The 12471-nt window shown below is 70.8% G+C and carries 16 protein-coding genes; 6 read left to right on the top strand and 10 right to left on the bottom strand.

Annotated features, from left to right (window positions below; all coding sequences use genetic code 11):
- Positions 1 to 54: 54 nt before the first annotated feature.
- The 7 genes from tatA to AX721_RS01290 form a co-directional block, all read right to left on the bottom strand.
- Complete coding sequence (tatA, locus tag AX721_RS01320; protein ID WP_068874121.1) at positions 55 to 258, bottom strand: twin-arginine translocase TatA/TatE family subunit; 204 nt, start codon at positions 256 to 258, stop codon at positions 55 to 57.
- 102 nt (positions 259 to 360) lie between these two features.
- Positions 361 to 999 carry an SMC-Scp complex subunit ScpB gene (scpB, locus tag AX721_RS01315; RefSeq protein WP_068874120.1) on the bottom strand — a complete coding sequence of 213 codons (639 nt, stop codon included), beginning with the start codon at positions 997 to 999 and terminating at the stop codon, positions 361 to 363.
- Positions 996 to 1805: a ScpA family protein gene (locus AX721_RS01310; RefSeq protein WP_068874119.1), complete on the bottom strand. Its 810-nt coding sequence runs from the start codon at positions 1803 to 1805 to the stop codon at positions 996 to 998. The genes scpB and AX721_RS01310 overlap by 4 nt, the downstream gene beginning before the upstream one ends.
- Positions 1802 to 2809 carry a beta-N-acetylhexosaminidase gene (gene nagZ / locus AX721_RS01305; RefSeq protein WP_082765611.1) on the bottom strand — a complete coding sequence of 336 codons (1008 nt, stop codon included), beginning with the start codon at positions 2807 to 2809 and terminating at the stop codon, positions 1802 to 1804. The genes AX721_RS01310 and nagZ overlap by 4 nt, the downstream gene beginning before the upstream one ends.
- A complete protein-coding gene (locus AX721_RS01300; protein ID WP_068874118.1) occupies positions 2806 to 3627 on the bottom strand; it encodes an SPOR domain-containing protein in 822 nt (273 codons plus the stop codon). The genes nagZ and AX721_RS01300 overlap by 4 nt, the downstream gene beginning before the upstream one ends.
- 110 nt (positions 3628 to 3737) lie before the next feature.
- On the bottom strand, positions 3738 to 3962 hold the full coding sequence (locus tag AX721_RS01295; protein WP_068874117.1) for a hypothetical protein: 225 nt from the start codon (positions 3960 to 3962) through the stop codon (positions 3738 to 3740).
- Between the two features lie 3 nt (positions 3963 to 3965).
- Positions 3966 to 5144 carry a deoxyguanosinetriphosphate triphosphohydrolase gene (locus tag AX721_RS01290; protein WP_068874116.1) on the bottom strand — a complete coding sequence of 393 codons (1179 nt, stop codon included), beginning with the start codon at positions 5142 to 5144 and terminating at the stop codon, positions 3966 to 3968.
- 81 nt (positions 5145 to 5225) lie between these two features.
- Between AX721_RS01290 and erpA the strand changes: the two genes are divergently transcribed.
- The gene (erpA, locus tag AX721_RS01285; protein WP_068874115.1) at positions 5226 to 5558 is read left to right on the top strand and encodes an iron-sulfur cluster insertion protein ErpA; all 333 of its coding nucleotides are present in this window, start codon (positions 5226 to 5228) and stop codon (positions 5556 to 5558) included.
- Here the strand turns inward: erpA and AX721_RS01280 are convergent.
- Positions 5550 to 6326 (bottom strand): hypothetical protein, encoded by a 777-nt coding sequence (locus AX721_RS01280; RefSeq protein ID WP_156466950.1) that lies wholly within the window; start codon positions 6324 to 6326, stop codon positions 5550 to 5552. The two genes, erpA and AX721_RS01280, sit on opposite strands and share 9 nt — an antisense overlap.
- A 105-nt stretch (positions 6327 to 6431) precedes the next feature.
- Here AX721_RS01280 and xth point away from each other — a divergent pair, with 105 nt between their 5' ends.
- The 5 genes from xth to AX721_RS01255 all read left to right on the top strand — a co-directional run bounded on the left by xth (position 6432) and on the right by AX721_RS01255 (position 9857).
- Complete coding sequence (gene xth / locus AX721_RS01275; RefSeq protein ID WP_068874113.1) at positions 6432 to 7211, top strand: exodeoxyribonuclease III; 780 nt, start codon at positions 6432 to 6434, stop codon at positions 7209 to 7211.
- Positions 7212 to 7273: 62 nt separating this feature from the next.
- Positions 7274 to 7636, top strand: a complete 363-nt coding sequence (locus AX721_RS01270) for a hypothetical protein (protein WP_068874112.1) — start codon at positions 7274 to 7276, stop codon at positions 7634 to 7636.
- Positions 7633 to 8439 (top strand): DUF2145 domain-containing protein, encoded by an 807-nt coding sequence (locus AX721_RS01265; protein WP_068874111.1) that lies wholly within the window; start codon positions 7633 to 7635, stop codon positions 8437 to 8439. Before AX721_RS01270 ends, AX721_RS01265 begins: the two co-directional genes overlap by 4 nt.
- Positions 8440 to 8470: 31 nt before the next feature.
- Positions 8471 to 9133 (top strand): hypothetical protein, encoded by a 663-nt coding sequence (locus AX721_RS01260; RefSeq protein ID WP_068874110.1) that lies wholly within the window; start codon positions 8471 to 8473, stop codon positions 9131 to 9133.
- Between the two features lie 31 nt (positions 9134 to 9164).
- On the top strand, positions 9165 to 9857 hold the full coding sequence (locus tag AX721_RS01255; protein WP_068874109.1) for an NnrU family protein: 693 nt from the start codon (positions 9165 to 9167) through the stop codon (positions 9855 to 9857).
- On the opposite strand, the gene AX721_RS01250 is transcribed toward AX721_RS01255, so the two are convergent.
- Both AX721_RS01250 and ilvD read right to left on the bottom strand, forming a co-directional pair.
- Positions 9854 to 10543 (bottom strand): aspartate/glutamate racemase family protein, encoded by a 690-nt coding sequence (locus tag AX721_RS01250; RefSeq protein WP_068874108.1) that lies wholly within the window; start codon positions 10541 to 10543, stop codon positions 9854 to 9856. The genes AX721_RS01255 and AX721_RS01250 overlap by 4 nt on opposite strands.
- Before the next feature lies 1 nt (position 10544).
- A complete protein-coding gene (gene ilvD / locus AX721_RS01245; protein ID WP_068874107.1) occupies positions 10545 to 12275 on the bottom strand; it encodes a dihydroxy-acid dehydratase in 1731 nt (576 codons plus the stop codon).
- Positions 12276 to 12471 lie beyond the last annotated feature (196 nt).

Here is a 12471-nt window from a genome sequence, read left to right as displayed (position 1 = left end):
GCGCCGGCCACGATCAAGGCGGCCGGCGCGAAATTGCCGTGAAGCGGCGGGCGATCAGCCCCGCGCGCTGTCCTTCTCGTCCTTCGGAAGCGGTTTGGCCGCTTCTTCGGAACTGTCCTCGCCCTTGAGGCCGTCCCGGAAGGCGCGGATGCCCTTCGCGGTGTCGCCCATGAGGCCCGAGATCTTGCCGCGGCCGCCGAACAGCAGCGCCGCCACGACGACGATCAGAAGGATGTGCCAGATGCTGAGTGCGCCCATGCGCCGAACTCTCCTTGGGCGGCGGCCCCGATGCCGCGCGCCCGTTGTCTCGGGGGTTATATAGTCCGTCCGCCGCCGCCAAGCCAACGCGGCATGCACGCTTCAGTGCGCGGGTTCGTCCTCGCCCAGGAAATCGACGTGGAATTCGGGTGCGTCGGCCTCCAGCGGGTCCTCGTCGGCGGCCAGGGCGTTGGGGTCCGGCATGGCGAAATCGGGCGGCAGGTCGAGGGAGAGCAGGCCCGCGGCCTTCATTTCCGCCATCCCGGGCAGGTCGGCGAGGCTGGCCAGGCCATAGTGCTCCAGGAAGGCGTCCGTCGTGCCGAAGGTGACCGGCCGCCCCGGCGTGCGCCGGCGGCCGCGCATCTTCACCAGGCCCAGTTCCAGAAGGACGTCCAGGGTGCCCCGGCTGGCCTGCACGCCGCGGACGGCCTCGATCTCGGCGCGGGTGACCGGCTGGTGATAGGCGATGATGGCCAGGGTCTCCTGCGCGGCCTTGGAGAGGCGCCGCGGCTCGTCGCGCTCCTCGGTCATCAGCCAGGCGAGGTCCTCGGCCGTCTGGAAGCGCCATCCGCCCGCGACGTTGGCCAACACGACGCCGCGGCCCTCGTAGAGACCGGAAAGCTCGGCCAGGCCCCCTTCGACGTCCGCGCCTTCGGGGAGGCGCCTGGCCAGGTCCTCCGCCGTCAGCGGCCCGGAGGCGGCGAACAGCAGCGCCTCGATCTCGCGCGCCGTCTCGCTCATGCCGCCGCCCCGCCCTTGCGGGCCCGAAGATAGATGTCGGCGAAGGCCTCCAGCTGGCGGGCTTCGAGCGCCCCCTCCTTCACCAGCTCCAGGCTGGCCGACAGGGTCGAGGCCACATAGGAGGCGCGGCTGGGGCCGGCGGTCGGGGTTCCCATGGGCGCGACCCCGGTCAGCGGCGTCCAGCGGTCGAGATCGGGCAGCAGGCGGCGCAGGCGATCGCGGGCGTCCTCCAGCGGATAGGCGGTTGGAACCTGCGGTTTGTAGCTGCGCTGCGCCTCCTTCTGGCGCTGGGCGATGTAGGCGCTCATCAGGCCGTAGAGATCGCCTTCGATCCGCCCCGACGGGACGATGCGGATGGCTTCGGGGTCGCCGCGGCCGAAGACGTCACGGCCGAGTTGCGGGCCTGTCATCAGCTTCTCGGCCGCGTTGCGCATGGCTTCGAGCTTGGCCAGGCGAAACGCCAGGCGCTGGGCCATTTCCTCGGCCGGCGGCTCCTCGGCCTTCGGCTGCTCGGGCTTGGGCAACAGCAGGCGGGATTTCAGGTAGGCGAGCCAGGCCGCCATCACGAGATAGTCGGCGGCCAGGCTGAAGCGGCGACGGCGCGCCTCCTGCACGAAGGAAAGGTACTGCTCGGCCAGCTTCAGGATCGAAAGCTGCAGCAGGTCGACCTTCTGGTTGCGGGCCAGGGCCAGGAGGACGTGCAGCGGCCCCTCGTAACCCTCGATGTCGACGATCAGCGCCTCGCCGTCCTCGGCGGCGTGGCTGGCCGCCGCGAAGTCGAGGGAAGGTTGGAAGCCGCCGCTCATGCCGCCAGCCTACCGCCGAACGCCGCGGCGAAGCGAGCGCGGCCCTCGGCGACGTCGAACGGTTCCGGCGCGCGCGGCCGGCGCGCCAGCGCGGCCTCGGCGCGGCGCCCGGCCTGCCCCGTCAGGGTTCCCGCGCCCGCCGCGACGGCCCGCATCTCGTCCATGTCGCCGTTGCAGTGGAGCACGACGTCGCAGCCCGCGGCGCGCGCAGCCTCGGCCCGCTCGCGAAATCCCCCGGAGAGCGCGCCCATCGAGATGTCGTCGCTCATCAGGAGCCCGCCGAAGCCGATGGCCTCGCGCACGGCGCGCCGGATCACCGTGGGCGACAGGGTCGCCGGTCCGCCCGGATCGATGGCGGCGTAGACCACATGCGCCGTCATCGCCATCGGCATGTCCGACAGCGCGCGGAAGGGCGCGAAGTCCCAGCCGTCGAGCTCGCTCCAATCCGCCTGGACCACCGGCAACGCCTGATGGCTGTCGGCCCGGGCCCGGCCGTGGCCGGGGATGTGCTTGACCACCGGCAGAACCCCGCCGGCGATGAGCCCCTCGGCCGCCGCGCGACCCAGTATGGCCACGGCGTCCGGCGTCTCGGCATAGGCGCGGTCGCCGATGACCTCGTGCCCGTCCGGCGCGGGAACGTCCAGCACCGGCAGGCAGTCGGCGTCGATGCCCACGGCGGCCAGGTCGTGGGCCATCAGCCGGGCCCCGAGCCGGGCGATCTCGGGACGCCTGAGCGCGGCGTAGGCGCGCGCCGGGGGATAGGCCGGCCAGTGCGGCGGACGCAGGCGTTGAACCCGTCCGCCTTCCTGGTCGACCAGGATCGGCGCGTCGTCGCGACCGACCACCTCGCGCAGGGCGACCGTCAGCGCCCTCACCTGCTCCGGCGTCTCGACGTTGCGGGCGAAGAGGATGAACCCCAAGGGACGCGCGTCGGCGAAGAACGCCTTTTCGGCCGGCGTCAGCATCGGGCCCGAGCAGCCCAGGATGCAGGCCCCGACCGTCACCGGACGAAGCAGCTCTTCCCGGCGGCCTGGAGCTTGGCGCAGAAGGCCTGGGCGTCGGCCCGCGAGGCGAAGCCGGTGACCGCCGTGCGATAGAGCGCGCCGCCGTTCTTCTCGATCTTCTCGACGCTCTTGCCCTTGCCGGCGCCGAGGCCCGGGACGGCCGACACGGCCTCCTTCCAGGCCTTGTCCGCCAGGGCGGTGGACGACACGGCGCCGATCTGCACCACGGCGCCGCCCGCCGCGGGCTTGGCGGCGGGGGCCGGCTCGACCTTTTCCGCCGGCGGTGGCGCAGGCTTCGGCGCGGGCGGCGCGGCGGCGACCTTCTGGGCCGGAGGCGGCGCGGCCTTCTGAGCCGGGGCCGGCGGTATGGCCGGCTTCAGCGCCTGGGAGGTGGCGGGCGGCGGCGCGGCCTGGACCGGCGGCGCCTGGGTCACCACGACCTTGGGCGTGGGCATCGGCCGGGGCGCCGGCTCCTCCGGCGGGGGCGTGAACGTCGGCGCGATGGTTTCCATCGGCGCGCCCTCGTCCGAGCGATAGATCTGCAGGCCCGCGGCGGGATCCTGCGGCTGCGCCTCGGGCGGCGCGGCGGACTTGATGCCGGCGACCTGCTCGCCCACCGTCTGCGGCGCCTGGCCCGCCTGGCGCACGCCGGACTGGTAGAAGACGAAGATGGCGGCCACCAGCGCCGCCAGCACCAGCACGCTGAGGATCAGGGTGAAAGGGATCGGCCGGGCGCCGCGGACGGGCTCGCGCGGATCGAAGCTCAGCGGGGCGTCGGCGGTGGGCGGCGTGTAGGCGCCGCGCTCATGGTCGGACATCGCGAGGGCTCCGAGAGGCTCCAGCGGCGCGAATCGCGCGCGTTCGGAGACAGTCTATCGGAGGTCGCAAGGACCGGAGTGTGGCGGGACGGCGATTTCTGTGGGCGAGACTAGAGACCCTCGAGGTCCGTGGTGTCCATCCCATAGCGATGGAACAAGGCCCGCAGCTCCCGCACCTCGTCGCCCGACGCCTTGCCCGGGCGAAGCTGGATCTCGACGTTGCGCCCGCGGTTCGCGGCGCGCTGGACGGCCGAAATCTTCTTCAGCCACCAGTAGAACGCGCCTTCGTCGCCCGGCGAATGGAAGATCGGCCCGCGGACGGACAGCACCGTCACGCCTCAGCTCCAGACGTCGAGGTGGAACAGCTTGCGATGCTCCTCGATGGCGAAGCGATCGGTCATGCCGCCGATATAGTCGCAGACCACCCTCGCCCGCCCCGCCTCGTCGCGGCCCTGGGCGCGCGCGAACCATTCGGCCGGCAGGACGTCGGGCTCGGCCATGAACAGCTGGAACATCTCGGCCAGCATGCGGCGCGCCTGGCTGCGCGTGCGGTTCACCTTCCAGTGCCGGTACATGCGCTCCATCAGGAACGCCCGCAGGGCGCCGAGGTCCTCGACCATGTCGCGGGAGAACGACACCAGGGCGTGGCCCAGCATCCGCACGTCCTCGGGCGAGCCGACCTTGCCCGCGGCGGCCCGGCGCCCGGTCTCGGCGATGACGTCGTCGACCATGGCCCCGATCATCCGGCGCACGGCCTCGAGCCGCAGGATACCCGGCTCGCAGTCCGGATAGTCGGCCCGGGCGCTGACCACGTGCGGCCCGATCAGCGGCACCTCGGCCAGTTCGTCCAGATTGAACAGGCCGGCCAGGACGCCGTCGTCCACGTCGTGGTTGTTGTAGGCGATGTCGTCGGCCAGGGCGGCGACCTGGGCCTCGGCCGAAGCCCATGTGTCGAGCCGCAGGCCATACTGGGCGTCGAACTCGGAGATGGCGCTCCACGACGGCTTGGCCAGCTGGTCGACCACGGGGCCGTTGTGCTTGATGACCCCTTCCAGCGTCTCCCACGTCAGGTTCAGGCCGTCGAAGCCGGGATAGCGGCGCTCCAGCTTCGTCACCACCCGGAAGGTCTGAACGTTGTGGTCGAAGCCACCGTAGCCCTGCATCTGGATCTGCAACTCGTCCTCGCCCGCATGGCCGAAGGGCGGATGTCCCAGGTCGTGGGCCAGGGCGATGGTCTCGGCCAGGTCCGGGTCCAGCCCCATCGCCGTCGCCAGCGAGCGCGCGATCTGGGCCACCTCCAGGCTGTGGGTCAGGCGGGTGCGGAAGTGGTCGCCCTCGTGCGCCACGAACACCTGCGTCTTCTCCTTCAGCCGGCGGAACGCCGTCGAATGGATGATCCGGTCCCGGTCGCGGGCGAAGTCGGTGCGGGTGCGGCTCGCCGCCTCGGGAACCTTGCGGCCGCGCGAGGCGGCCGGGTTCTCCGCGAACGGAGCGCGGTCAGGGATAGGTGACGCCATCAAACCATTCTATTCAGGGCCCCTTGGTCGGGGCCGCGCAGGCCCTCATATAGTCCACGGCAGACATTCGTCTAACAGAGCATGACCACGACCGACCTCACCCTCTCCTCCGCCGCGGCGGAACGCATCCGCGCCATCGGCGCCGCCGAGGGCCGCGCCGTGATGCTGCGCGTGGCCGTCGAGGGCGGCGGCTGCTCGGGCTTCCAGTACCAGTTCGACCTCGTCGACACCGCGCAGGACGACGATCTCAGGATCGAGCGCGACGGCGCCGCGGCCCTGGTCGACGTGGTTTCGCTGGCGCTGCTGAAGGGCTCGGAGATCGACTTCGTCGACGAACTGGCCGGGGCCGAGTTCCGGGTGCGCAACCCGAACGCCAAGTCCAGCTGCGGCTGCGGGGTCAGCTTCTCAATCTAGTGGCCGCGAACCGGGCGGCAGCGCGCTGGTCTCGGTGATCTTCACGTCCGCAGGCGGCCGGAACAGATCGGGGTCGTCGGGCAGGCCGCGGACATACTCGTCGTATCGAATGATATGGGCCGGCCGGCCGTCGCGCACGTAGGTGATCATGAACGGCTCGCCCGAGCGGTCGTCCATCAGGATCGCCAGGCTGTGCGTGCCGACCGTGTAGGTGTGGATCCCGGCGGCCACCGCACCCCATCGGATCGTCCTCTGCGCCGCCGGCGCGCGGACGGCGACGAACTCGGCCTCGCATCCGAACTCGAGCGCCATGAACTGTGGCGGCGAACCCGGGGGCAGGATCGGCGCACGGACCTCGTACACCGGTCCCTTGTCGAGGGTGTGCCCGCCCATGCGGCTGGCCAGGTCGATCATCCACACGTCCGGTTCGGAGACGATGAACAGCGCCTGGCGGGCCATGGGCTCCTTCGGATCCTGCACGCTCGCGGCCACCACGGGCTGTTCCACGGTGCGGAGGTGACGTCCGCCCTTTCGCCAGATCCGCCGGGGCTGCGCCCGGTGGTCCGCCGCCTGGAGGCCGGGCGTAATGTTGCGCACCGTCATGCTGACCAGGGATTGCGGCTGGCAGGGCGGCACCGCCGTCGCGACCTCGGGCTTCGGGGGCGGGGCGATGGGCGGGAGGTCCTGGGCCTGGGCCACGGGGCCGGCGACGAGGGCGAACAGGATCGCGAGGGGCTTGGACGACGCCATGGCCGCACCAGGGGCCATGCTCGACCTCGACGGTCAAGCCGGCGTCGCCCGGCGGCCCACCAAAGCCGTTGAGCGATGCGCCACGCGCCCCTAGGTTCGCCACCGACTTCCCCGGAGCCCTCGATGCGCATCGCCACCTGGAACGTGAACTCGGTCAACGCCCGGCTGGAGACGGTGGTCCGGTGGTTCGAGGAGGCGAAGCCCGACGTCGCCTGCCTGCAGGAGATCAAGTGCGTCGACGAGAAGTTTCCGTCAGAAGCCTTTGAGCGACTTGGCTATAATGTCGCCGTGCACGGCCAGAAGAGCTACAACGGCGTGGCCCTGCTCTCGAAGACGCCGTTGGAGGACGTCCGGCGCGGCCTGCCGGGGGACGATGGCGACGAGCAGGCCCGGTATATCGAGGCCGTGGTCTCGGGGCCGGAGCCGGTGCGGGTGGCGTCGATCTACCTGCCCAACGGCAATCCCATCGCCACCGAGAAGTTCGCCTACAAGCTGGGCTGGATGGCCCGGCTGAACGCGCACGCCCGCGATCTGCTGGCGCTGGAAGAGCCGTTCGTCCTGGCCGGCGATTACAACGTGATCCCCGAGCCCCGCGACGCCGAGTTCCCGAAGAACTGGGTCGACGACGCGCTGTTCCAGCCGGAGAGCCGCGCCGCCTTCCGGGCCCTCAAGAACCTGGGGCTGACCGAGGCCTATCTGCAGGCCGACGGCGCGCCGGGAGCCTATACGTTCTGGGACTACCAGGCCGGCGCGTGGCAGCGGAACAACGGCATCCGCATCGACCACGCCCTGCTCTCGCCCCAGGCCGCCGACCGGCTGACCGGCGTTTCGATCCACAGAGACGTGCGCGCCTGGGAAAAACCGTCGGACCACGTGCCTCTGATCGTCGAACTGGACGTATAGTAGAGGTCGCGACCTCGGCGGCTTCGCGCTCCAGTGAAGCCGGCAGGTCTCCGGAGATCGTCATGCGCCGCGTTCTTTGCCTCGCCTTCGCCTCTGCCGCCGTGGCAGGGCCAGCCCTCGCGCAGGACAGCGCTCAGGACGGTTCAAAGGCCGTCGGCGCGGCGTCTGAAGCCACGGCCCTGCTGGGCGCCTCAGGCGTCAAGACCGCGGTGGGCGTTTCCGCCGTGCCGGTCAGCGTGGCCGCAGGCGGCGCCTCGGCGGTCGGGGCGGCTGGCGCCAGCGTGGCGGTCGGCGCGACCAGCGCCGCGGCCGACCTCTCGAAAGCGGCAGGGGCTTCGGCCAAGGTGGCGTTGAAGGTGGACGACGACGTGGTCGTGGCCGCGGATCCGGCCCCCAAGGTTCCCTACCAGCCGGCCAAGAAATGAGGCGCCTGATCGCTGCGGCCCTGGCCGTCTGCCTGTCGGTCGCCGCCGTTCCGGCCGCCGCGCAGGACAGCTCCGCGCGCGCCATCGCCGCGCACTTCACGGCGCCCGAGGCCGCCGCCTTTTCCAAGCAGATCGAGCGCGACCTGGCGGCCAAGGACGCGCGCGTGGCGCTGGTCTTCCGCACCGGCCGGCCGCGGGACAAGCTGCCCGAGGGGATCGCCTATACCCATGGGGCGTTATGGATCTATCGCACCATCCAGACGGCCGAGGGGCGCAGCGTCTCGGGCTATGCGGTCTACAACCTCTACGCCGGAGACGGCCCGAACTGGCCCCGGACCGAGTCGCGACTGGTCCAGGACTACCCGTTCGACTTCACCCGCGGCTCGGCGGTGGACGATGTGGCGATCATCGTTCCCTCGCCCGAAATGCAGCGGCGGATGCTCGCCGTCATCGACAGCCCGAGCTACGCCAAGCTGCACAACCCCGCCTATTCCCTGGTCGCCAACCCATGGGCCCGCAAGTACCAGAACTGCAACAACTTCATGCTGAACGTCGTGGGCGCCGCGGCCTGGGAGACGGACGATCCGGCCAGGCTGACGGCGAACTTCAAGGCGCACTTCCAGCCCACGGTCGTGAAGGCCAGCGGGGTCATGCGCCTCTTCGGCCCCATCGCCGACCAGCGCCTGCGGACTGACGACCAGAAGGGGCCGATCCGCACGGCGACCTATGAGTCCATGAGCGCCTTCATGCGGCAGAACGGACTGCTGCAGGAAGCCTATTCCCTCGACTTCCGGCGCCCTTAGCCGACTCACCGAAACGGCGTAGCCTCGTTACATGGACGAGGTCGCGCGGCTCCTGACGCTGCTCGCGCTCCTGGGCGGCGCGATGACGCTCCTGGGCGGCGCCTGCGTCTGGTTTCTCGACGAGGCGCGTCGGATCCGCCGAACCCTGACCCAGGCCCTGGGCGCCGCGCCCCAGCCGATGCTCGTGGTTCGGGGCCGCGGCGTCGGCATCGGCTTCGACCTCAGCCGCAATCTCGTGACCGTCACCTGGGATCGTGGCGGCTGGCAGCTCACCTACCGCCTGGACGAACTGATAGGCGCTGAGCTGATCGTGGACCGGCAGGTGGCCGCCCGCGCCTTCCGCGGCGAGCCGCGCCGCGCGCTGGACCAGCTGGCCGATCCCGCCGAACGCGTGCGACTCCGGTTCGTCTTCGACGATCCCCGCCATCCGGATTTCGAGATCGACCTGTGGCTTGCCGAGGACGAGGGGCGCCGCGGCCGGCTCCAGGCCGAGGAGGCGCTGCAGGAGGCCAACCGCTGGATGGCCCGGATGGAGTCGATCCTGCGCCGCCCCGTCGCGAAACCCGCGCCGGCGGCGCAGATGTCGGCCGCGCCCCCGCCTCCGACGCCCGCGCCAGCGGCGCGCCGTGAGCCCGTCGGCCCACTGTTCGGCGACGACGCCTTTGAAGACGATGCCGAGGATGCTATTCGTTGACGGTGTAAATTCATAAGCGCGAGGATGCGCCATGACGAACCTGCTCGCCGCCGCCGCCTTCTTCGTCCTGCTCCACCTGCTGGTGTCCGGCACCCGGATGCGCGACGCCCTGGCCGGCCGCCTGGGACAAAATCTGTACATGGGCCTGTTCTCGGCCGCCTCGGTGGCCGGACTGGTCTGGCTGGGCATGGCGTTCGGGAACGCCCGGGGCGAGGCGTGGAACGCGACCTATTGGAGCCTCACCCCGGCCACGCGACACATCCAGCTCGGGCTGCAGCTCGTGGCCATGCTGCTGATCGTCCCGGGCCTGACCACGCCCAATCCCACCAGCGTGCGGCAGGAAGGCGTGCTCGCCCGGCCCGACGCTGTGAAAGGCATGTTGCGGATCACCCGGCACCCGTTCCTGTGGGGTGTCGCAGTCTGGGCGCTGGGCCATCTGCTGGTGAACGGCGAGCGGGCTTCGCTCGTCCTGTTCGGCGCGATGTTCCTGCTGGCGCTGTTTGGCACGGCCAGCATCGACGCCAAGCGCAAGCGGACGCTGGGGCCGACCTGGGACGCCTTCGCCGCCCAGACCTCGAACATTCCCTTCGCCGCGATCCTGAGCGGTCGACAGACGCTGCACGTCACCGAGATCGGCCTGTGGCGCCTCGCCTTGGCGGTGGTGATCTGGGCGGTCCTGACCTGGACCCACCCGCTGTTGTTCGGCGTGAACGCCCTGCCCTAACTCAGGGCGAACTCCACGGCGGCCTCGCAGTGGACCAGGGTGGTGTCGACCACGGGCACATCGATCTGGTCGGGTGAGAGCAGCAGGCCCACCTCGGTGCAGCCGAAGATGACGCCGTCGGCGCCGGCGGACCGCCCGCGCGCGACCATCTCCAGGCCGGCGGCGGTGGACTGCGGGCGCACCACGCCCTGGCACAGCTCGTCGTAGATGATCGCCTGCAGCCGGTCGCGATCGGCCTGGTCCGGGACCAATGGATCGAGCCCGGCGGCGGCCAGCCGATCCTTGTAGAACGCCTTCTCCATGGTGAAGCGCGTGGCCAGGAGCAGCGGTCGCCGCACGCCCTTCGCTTTCAAGGCCGCCGCCGTGGCGTCGCCGATGTGCAGGAACGGCACGCCGATCGCGCCCCGGATCGCCTCGGCGTTCAGGTGCATGGTGTTGGTGGCCAGCACGATCACGTCCGCGCCCGCGACCTCCAGCTTTCGCGCCGCGTCCGCGAGGATCGCGCCCGTCTCGTCCCAGCGGTCCGCGGCCTGCAGCTCGGCGATGGGCGCGAAGTCGAGCGAGCGGATCAGCAGCTCGGCCGAGTGCAGACCGCCCAGCCGCTCGCGCACCAGGCGGTTCAGTTCGCGGTAGTAGATCGCTGTGCTCTCGGCGCTCATCCCGCCGATCACGCCGATGGTCTTCACGTCAGAGGTCCGCGTAGACGTGGGTCTCGGCTTCGGCCCCCGGATGGGTGACCGCGCCGAGGTGCGCCGGGCCGACGCCCTGGGCGAACTTCCACAGCGCGCCCGACTGGTAGTTGGTCCGGCGCGGCGTCCATTCGCGGCGGCGATGCTCGAGTTCGGCCGGGCTGACCTCCAGCTCGATCGTGCCGGCGTCGGCGTCGATGGCGATGATGTCGCCGTCCTTCACCAGCCCGATGGGTCCGCCCGCGGCGGCCTCGGGGCCCACGTGGCCGATGCACAGGCCGCGCGTCGCGCCCGAAAAGCGGCCGTCGGTGATCAGGGCGATGTTCTCCACGCCCTGGCCATATATGGCGGCCGTTGTAGACAGCATCTCGCGCATGCCAGGGCCGCCCTTGGGCCCCTCGTAGCGGATCACCAGGACATCGCCTTCGTCGTACTGGCGGGACTCGACCGCCGCGAAGCACGCCTCCTCGCCATCGAAGACGCGGGCCGGGCCACGGTGCCTGGTGTGCTTCAGGCCGGCCACCTTCACGATGGCGCCGTCGGGCGCCAGCGAGCCCCAGAGACCCACGACGCCGCCGGTGGGCGACAGCGGGTTCGAGACTGGGCGGATGACGTCCTGGGTCTCGTCGAAGACCACGCCTTCCAGGTTCTCGCGGATGGTCTTGCCGGTGACGGTCATGCAGTCGCCGTGGATGAGGCCGGCGTCCAGCAGGGTGCGCAGCAGCATCGGCACGCCGCCCGCCTCGCCCATCTTCTTGGCGGGATACCGGCCACCGGGCATGAGGTCGGCCAGGTACGGCGTCTTCTTCATGATCTCGGCCACGTCGCGGAGGGTGAACCGGATCCCCGCCTCGTGCGCCATGGCCGGCAGGTGCAGGCCGCCGTTGGTGGAGCCGCCGGTGGCCGCCACGACGACGGCCGCGTTCTCGAAGGCCTCGCGGGTGCAGATGTCGCGCGGGCGCAGGTTGCGCTCCAGCAGCGCCATGACCGCCTCGCCCGTGGCCTCGGCGTACTGGTCGCGGTGCAGGTAGGCCGCCGGCAGCGCCGACGACAGCGGCAGGGCGAGGCCGATGGCCTCGGACACGCAGGCCATGGTGTTGGCGGTGTACTGACCGCCGCACGCGCCATCGCCCGGGCAGGCGTGCTGCTCGAGGTCGCAGAGATCTTCCAGGCTCATTTGGCCGGCCGAGTGCTTGCCGACACCCTCGAAGACATCCTGCACTGTCACGTCGCGGCCCTGCCAGCTGCCCGGCAGGATCGAGCCGCCGTAGATGAAGGCGCTGGGCACGTTGAGGCGCAGCATGGCCATCATCATGCCCGGCAGGCTCTTGTCGCAGCCGGCGACGCCGATGAGGGCGTCGTAGGCGTGGCCCCGCATGGTCAGCTCGACCGAGTCGGCGATCACCTCGCGGCTGACCAGCGAGCTGCGCATGCCCTCGTGGCCCATGGCGATGCCGTCGGTGACGGTGATGGTGCAGAACTCGCGCGGGGTCCCGCCGGCCCGCTTCACACCCTCGGCCGCCGCATGCGCCTGGCGCATCAGGGCGGTGTTGCAGGGGGCCGCCTCGTTCCAGCAGGAGGCCACCCCGACGAACGGCTGGGCGATCTCGCGGCTGCCGAGCCCCATGGCATAATAGTAGGACCGGTGGGGCGCGCGCGACGGTCCCTCGGTGGTGTGGCGGCTGGGCAACCTGGACTTATCCCAGAATCCGTCCGGCTTGCGATGCATCACGGGCCTCCGACTTGGCGAGCGCGCCCTCTCTAGGGTTCGCAGCTGCGTGACGAAAGGCCCGAAGACCCAAAGGTCGCAAACTCCACTTCTGCGTGTGTGGTCCGTGACGCTGCGTAACGATGTTGCATCGCGGGCGCCTTCTGTCGCCGAAGCCACGCGATCCCTTATTTCCTAAGCTTTCAAAGTGATTTCG

Origin of the sequence: Phenylobacterium sp. CCH9-H3 (genome assembly GCF_001557235.1) — a bacterium.
In the GTDB taxonomy this organism is placed as follows: domain Bacteria; phylum Pseudomonadota; class Alphaproteobacteria; order Caulobacterales; family Caulobacteraceae; genus Phenylobacterium.
This window is presented reverse-complemented; position numbering and strand designations above follow the sequence as displayed.

Excerpts from the sequence above, each read along its gene's own strand:
- AX721_RS01265 (WP_068874111.1), top strand. The coding sequence starts at position 7,633 with ATGAGGCGCCTGATCGCTGCGGCCCTGGCCGTCTGCCTGTCGGTCGCC.
- AX721_RS01255 (WP_068874109.1), top strand. The coding sequence starts at position 9,165 with ATGACGAACCTGCTCGCCGCCGCCGCCTTCTTCGTCCTGCTCCACCTG.
- AX721_RS01270 (WP_068874112.1), top strand. The coding sequence starts at position 7,274 with ATGCGCCGCGTTCTTTGCCTCGCCTTCGCCTCTGCCGCCGTGGCAGGG.
- xth (WP_068874113.1), top strand. The coding sequence starts at position 6,432 with ATGCGCATCGCCACCTGGAACGTGAACTCGGTCAACGCCCGGCTGGAG.
- erpA (WP_068874115.1), top strand. The coding sequence starts at position 5,226 with ATGACCACGACCGACCTCACCCTCTCCTCCGCCGCGGCGGAACGCATC.
- AX721_RS01290 (WP_068874116.1), bottom strand. The coding sequence starts at position 5,144 with ATGGCGTCACCTATCCCTGACCGCGCTCCGTTCGCGGAGAACCCGGCC.
- AX721_RS01310 (WP_068874119.1), bottom strand. The coding sequence starts at position 1,805 with ATGAGCGGCGGCTTCCAACCTTCCCTCGACTTCGCGGCGGCCAGCCAC.
- ilvD (WP_068874107.1), bottom strand. The coding sequence starts at position 12,275 with ATGCATCGCAAGCCGGACGGATTCTGGGATAAGTCCAGGTTGCCCAGC.
- AX721_RS01300 (WP_068874118.1), bottom strand. The coding sequence starts at position 3,627 with ATGTCCGACCATGAGCGCGGCGCCTACACGCCGCCCACCGCCGACGCC.
- tatA (WP_068874121.1), bottom strand. The coding sequence starts at position 258 with ATGGGCGCACTCAGCATCTGGCACATCCTTCTGATCGTCGTCGTGGCG.
- scpB (WP_068874120.1), bottom strand. The coding sequence starts at position 999 with ATGAGCGAGACGGCGCGCGAGATCGAGGCGCTGCTGTTCGCCGCCTCC.
- AX721_RS01260 (WP_068874110.1), top strand. The coding sequence starts at position 8,471 with ATGGACGAGGTCGCGCGGCTCCTGACGCTGCTCGCGCTCCTGGGCGGC.
- AX721_RS01280 (WP_156466950.1), bottom strand. The coding sequence starts at position 6,326 with ATGGCCCCTGGTGCGGCCATGGCGTCGTCCAAGCCCCTCGCGATCCTG.